This window comes from Limnohabitans lacus (genome assembly GCF_030053395.1).
In the GTDB taxonomy this organism is placed as follows: Bacteria; Pseudomonadota; Gammaproteobacteria; order Burkholderiales; family Burkholderiaceae_C; genus Limnohabitans_A; species Limnohabitans_A lacus.
The window spans coordinates 406,907-412,906 of the sequence record NZ_JASGBH010000002.1; the positions used below are offsets into that span (position 1 = coordinate 406,907).

Annotated in this window: 3 protein-coding genes; all 3 read left to right on the plus strand. The window is 57.6% G+C overall.

From position 1 onward, the window contains the following. The first annotated feature begins 39 nt into the window (after positions 1-39). From hsdR to QLQ16_RS04520, 3 genes are read left to right on the plus strand one after another with little or no spacing between them, the layout of a single operon-like run. A complete protein-coding gene (hsdR, locus tag QLQ16_RS04510; protein ID WP_283223504.1) occupies positions 40-2,514 on the plus strand; it encodes an EcoAI/FtnUII family type I restriction enzme subunit R in 2,475 nt (824 codons plus the stop codon). A 9-nt stretch (positions 2,515-2,523) separates the two neighbouring features. Continuing rightward, positions 2,524-3,993, plus strand: a complete 1,470-nt coding sequence (locus QLQ16_RS04515; protein WP_283223486.1) for a type I restriction-modification system subunit M — start codon at positions 2,524-2,526, stop codon at positions 3,991-3,993. Next, positions 3,990-5,747 carry a restriction endonuclease subunit S gene (locus QLQ16_RS04520; protein WP_283223487.1) on the plus strand — a complete coding sequence of 586 codons (1,758 nt, stop codon included), beginning with the start codon at positions 3,990-3,992 and terminating at the stop codon, positions 5,745-5,747. The genes QLQ16_RS04515 and QLQ16_RS04520 overlap by 4 nt, the downstream gene beginning before the upstream one ends. The last annotated feature ends 253 nt before the right edge of the window (positions 5,748-6,000 follow it).

Genomic DNA, 6,000 nt, shown 5'->3' on the forward strand with positions numbered 1-6,000 from the left:
GTGACCAGCCTCTTACCCATCGCCCACGCGAGCCCCAGCTTGGACAAGACAAAACTCTCCGAAAGCGACATCTGCGACAAGTTCATCCGCCCCGCCATGGAGCAGGCTGGGTGGCACGGGTTCGACCAGATTTACCGTGAGTTTCCCTTGCGGGCGGGGCGCGTCAGCGTGCGCGGCAACAAGGCCCACCGTGACCTCAGCACCGTGCTGCGGGCCGACTACGCCTTGTTTTACAAAGCCAACATCCCCATTGCGGTGGTCGAGGCCAAAGACAACAACAAGCCCATGGGCTCGGGCATGGCCCAAGCCATCAACTATGCCGAGCTGTTGGGCGTGCCCTTTTGCTTTGCCAGCAATGGGGACGGCTTCGTGTTCCGCGACGCCACACTGGCCGATGGCGTGCTCGAGAAAAACCTCACGCTGGACGAATTCCCCTCGCCGCAAGACCTGTGGGATCGCTACTGTGCGTGGAAAGGCTGGACGCCCGCCGTTCGCCAAGTGGCCGAGTTTGACTACGCACCCAGCAAAACGCCGCGTTACTACCAAATCAACGCCATCAACCGCACCGTTGAAGCCATTGCCCAAGGCCAGAACCGCGCCATGCTGGTCATGGCCACTGGCACCGGCAAGACCTACACCGCGTTCCAGATCATCTGGCGCTTGTGGAAGAGCGGTGCCAAAAAGCGCATCCTGTTTCTGGCCGACCGCAACATCCTGATCGACCAGACCATGGTCAACGACTTTCGGCCTTTCAAAGGCGCGATGGCCAAACTCAGCCCCAACGCGAAGGGCATCGAAACGGTCAACGCACAAGGCCAGGTCACCATCGAAGAGGTGGACCTTGCCGTCAACAAAACCACCAAGCTGGTGGACAAAAGCTACGAGATTTACCTCTCGCTCTACCAGGCCGTCACCGGCACCGAAGAAGAGCGCAACATCTACAAACAGTTCAGCCCCGACTTTTTTGACCTGATCGTGGTGGACGAGTGCCACCGGGGCAGCGCCAATGAAGACTCGGCGTGGCGCGAGATTCTCACGTATTTCGGCAACGCCGCGCAGGTGGGCCTGACGGCCACGCCCAAAGAAACGCAAGACACCTCCAACAGCGATTACTTTGGCGAGCCCATCTACACCTACAGCCTCAAGCAAGGCATCGAAGACGGCTTTTTGTCGCCCTACAAAGTCGTGCGGGTGGACCTGGACAAAGACACCTTTGGCTGGCGGCCCACGCAGGGCATGACCGACAAACACGGCCACCTGATCGAAGACCGCATCTACAACGCCACCGACATGAACCGCAAACTGGTTCTGGAGCAGCGCGACGAAGTGGTGGCCGCCAAGGTCACCGAATACCTCAAGGCCACCGACCGCTACGCCAAGACCATCGTGTTTTGCGAAGACATCGACCACGCCGCCCGCATGCGCCAAGCGCTGGCCAATGCCAATGCCGACATTTGCAAAGACCAGCCCCGCTACGTGGTGCAAATCACCGGCGACAACGCCGAGGGCAAAGGCCAGCTCGACAACTTCATCGACCCAGAAAAGCCCTACCCCGTGATCGCCACCACCTCCAAGCTCATGAGCACCGGGGTGGACGCGCAAACTTGCAAGCTCATCGTGCTGGACCAAAACATCAAGTCCATGACGCTGTTCAAGCAGATCATTGGCCGGGGCACCCGCCTGCGCGAAGACCTGGGCAAAACCTGGTTCACCATCCTCGACTTCAAACGCGCCACCGAGCTGTTTGCCGACCCTAAGTTTGACGGCGAGCCGGTGCAGATTTACCAGCCCAAAGGCGATGAACCTGTGACACCGCCAGACGAGCTGACAGGCACGCCGGGCATGGGCGACCCGCTGACGACGGGACAACCCGATCCACTGGCCGATCCCTTTGCTGCACAAGCAGGCGGTTACACCGCGCCCGGTGCAGGCAGTGATGTTGAGCCTAAAAAATACGTCCTCGGCGGCATGGTCACCGTGGCTGTGGCGCGAGAGCGTGTGCAATACCTCAGCGCCGACGGCAAGCTCATCACCGAAAGTCTGCGCGACTACACCCGCATCAACTTGGCCAAACAGTACGACTCGCTCGACAAATTTTTGCAGGCCTGGAACGACGCCGACCGCAAAGCTGCCTTGGTGGAAGAGCTGGAAAAGCAGGGTGTGCTGATCGAAGCACTGGCCGAAGAAATTGGCAAAGACCTTGACCCTTTCGACCTGCTCTTGCATGTGGCCTACAACCAGCCACCCCTGACCCGCCGCGAGCGCGCCAACCGCGTCAAAAAGCGCAACGCCTTCACACAATACGGCCCCGTGGCCCGCAAGGTGATCGACGCACTGATCGACAAATACGCCGACGAAGGCATCGCCACCATCGAAAGCAACGACGTCTTCAAAGTCCAGCCTTTCACCCAAATGGGCTCGGCCAGCGAGTTGGTGAAATGCTTTGGCGGTCGCCCCCAATACCTGGGTGCCCTGCAAACGCTGGAGCGCGAGCTGTACGCCGCCAAACCTTAAAGAATCCGAATGTCCAACCTCTCCTCCGTCATCAAATCCATCCAAGACATCATGCGCCAAGACAGTGGCGTGGATGGCGACGCGCAGCGCATCTCGCAGCTCACTTGGCTCTTGTTCCTGAAGGTGTTTGACGCACTCGAAGAAGAGCTGGAGCTGACCCGCGACGACTACAAAAGCCCCATCCCCGAAGCCATGCGCTGGCGCAACTGGGCCACCGACGCAGAAGGCATCACCGGTGATGCGCTGCTGGACTTTGTCAACAACCAGCTCTTTGCCACCCTCAAAAGCTTGAGCGGTGACGCCCAGCGCAACCCGCGTGGCTATGTGGTGCGCGGCGTGTTTGAAGACGCGTACAACTACATGAAGAGCGGCCAGTTGCTGCGCCAGGTCATCAACAAGCTCAATGCGATCGACTTCAACCGCCAAGCCGAGCGCCACCAGTTCAACGACCTCTACGAAAAAATCCTCAAAGACCTGCAAAGCGCAGGCAACGCGGGCGAGTTCTACACGCCCCGTGCCGTGACGCAGTTCATGGTGGACATGGTCAACCCCCAGCTGGGCGAGCGCGTGATGGACCCGGCCACCGGCACAGGCGGTTTTTTGGTCTGCGCCATCGAGCACTTGCGCAAGCAAGTGCACAACACCGACGAAGAAGCCACGCTGCAAAACAGCATCTTGGGCGTTGAGAAAAAACAAATGCCCCACATGCTGTGCGTGACCAACCTCATGCTGCACGGCATCGAAGTGCCCAGCCTGGTCCGCCACGACAACACCTTGAGCCGCCCGCTGCGCGACTACACCCCAGCTGACCGGGTGGACGTGATCTTGACCAACCCGCCCTTTGGCGGCATCGAAGAACCGGGCATCGAGCAAGGCTTTCCAGCCGATGTGCGCACCAAAGAAACGGCCGACTTGTTTTTGGTGCTCATCAAACACATCCTCAAAACCAACGGCCGTGCCGCGCTGGTGCTGCCCGACGGCACGCTGTTTGGCGAAGGCGTGAAGACCCGCATCAAAGAACAACTGCTGGCCGAATGCAACCTGCACACCATCGTGCGCCTGCCCAACGGCGTGTTTGCGCCCTACACCGGCATCAAAACCAACCTGCTGTTCTTCACCAAAGGCAAGCCCACCGAACACGTTTGGTACTACGAACACCCCTACCCAGCGGGCGTGAAGAACTACAACAAAACCAAGCCCATCTGCATCGAAGAGTTCGACGCCGAAAAAGCCTGGTGGGGCACCGAGGCCGACGGCTTTGCCGCCCGTGTGGAAAACGAGCGTGCCTGGAAGGTGAGCATTGAGCAAATCAAAGCCGCCAACTACAACCTCGACCAAAAGAACCCCCACGCCGCCGAAGTGGTGAGCCACGACCCCGAACAACTGCTGGCCGACTATGCCCGCCTGCAAGCAGAGGCGCAAAGCCTGCGCGACCAACTCAAAAGCATCCTCGCCCAATCGCTGGGAGCCAAAGCGTGAGCGCAGAGCTGACGGCGCAAGAGCCCAGCGCCAAATACCTGGTGAATTTGCAGCCGCCATTGGTGCGGCACTTTGACTTGATCGCCCAAGCCCCCGGCGGCGTGGCCCGCCTGCGCGAACTCATCTTGACGCTGGCTGTGCAAGGCAAGCTTGTGCCGCAAGACCCGAGCGATGAACCGGCGAGTGAGCTGCTCGAGAAAATCAGGGTTGAGAAAGACCGACTGATTGCAGAAGGCAAGATCAAGCGGGACAAGCCGTTCGCCGAAATTACTGATGAAGAAAAGCCCTTTGAGTTGCCTACAAATTGGTCATGGTGCAAAGGTCGCGAAATATTCAACGTGATTCGTGGTGTGACTTATCAAAAAACTGATGCACGCGAAACATTTGTCGAAGAACACCTCCCACTGCTGCGAGCCAATAATATTCAAGCAACTATCAACCTCGATGGTCTTGTATATGTTCCAAGGCATTTGGTCTCGGATGACCAGTGCTTACGCAAAGGTGACTACCTTGTGTGCTTGGCTAGTGGCAGCAAAAAGCTTGTAGGTAAGGCGGCACCTTTCACCTCAGATGTAGCTTGCACGTTTGGCGCTTTTTGCGGGGTAATTCGTCCGTTATCTGACATGGGCTTTCTCGCAATTTACCTTTCAAGCCCGCTGTATCGGGATACTGTTTCGGCAGCCTCAGCAGGCATTGGAATCAATAACCTCAAGGGGACATCACTCCTCGGGCTTGATATTCCGTTACCACCACTGGCCGAGCAATCCCGCATAGTCACCCGCGTCGAAGAACTGATGCAACTATGTGACGCCCTCGAAGCCAGCGGCCAGCTCGAAGCGCAGCAACACGCCCAACTCGTAGGCACCCTGCTGGGCACGCTCACCCAAAGCGAAACACCCGAGGCACTGGCCGACAACTGGCAACGCATCGCCACCCACTTCGACGTGCTGCTCGACCGCCCCGAAGCCGTAGACGCCCTCGAACAAACCATCCTCCAACTGGCCGTGCGCGGCCTCCTCGTCCCCCAAGACCCCACCGACGAACCCGCCAGCGTCCTCCTGCAAAAAATCCGCACCGAAAAAGACCACCTCATCGCCCAAGGCAAGATCAAACGCGACAAACCCCTGCCGCCCATCACGGACGAAGAAAAATCGTTTGAGTTGCCACGGGGGTGGGAGTGGGTGCGGTTGTGTGATTTGATGCCGGAATTTCAGAATGGTGCATCGAGTCGCGGTGATTCCGGCGGGCAATTAATCACAGTGCTGCGTCTTGCTGACATTAAGAAGAGGCGTATTTCTCTGATGGATACGCGTCAAATACCCATAGCCTCCCACGACATTGCCAAGTACCGACTTGAGGAAGGGGACATCTTGATCACCCGAGTGAATGGCAGTGCAGAAATCGTTGGGCAGTTCAATCTTTGCGACAGACCCGTAGATGCGATCTATTGTGACCATTTCATTCGCATGCGAATTGATCGACAGTGGATTGCACCTGACTTTTGCGCGTTGCTTGGGGAAAGTCCAATAGTGCGAGAAAGCATACAAAGCTTATTCATCACCACTGCGGGTCAGAAGACGGTCAACCAAGGCCATATTGGTTCGCTGCAATTTCCTCTACCACCACTTGCAGAGCAATTCCGCATCGTCACTTGTGTCAACGAACTCCGTAGCTTGTGCGCCGATTTGCGGGCTCAGCTTGAATCTGTTCAGTTGGCGCAGACTCAGCTAACCAAGACTTTGGTAGTTTCATAAAGCCACACTCAAAGATAAGCAACAGGGGGAAAACGATGGCAATTGCTAGGCTCGAATTGCACTATTTTTTGCGTGACGAATCTCATGCAATGAATGCCTTGGTGAGAAATAAATGTGAAGCGGAAGCGCTCCCTGATGGTCAGTCCAAATTCCCCCACCCGTGGCCACCCCAAATTCCCCCAGGCAGCGCCCTCAGATTATGACGCGTCAGCTTGGATGACCAAGCGCGCCGCCGCCTCCTTGAGCCTATAGC

Coding starts and splice junctions, on each gene's coding strand:
- QLQ16_RS04515 (WP_283223486.1), top strand. CDS start 2,524: ATGTCCAACCTCTCCTCCGTCATCAAATCCATCCAAGACATCATGCGC.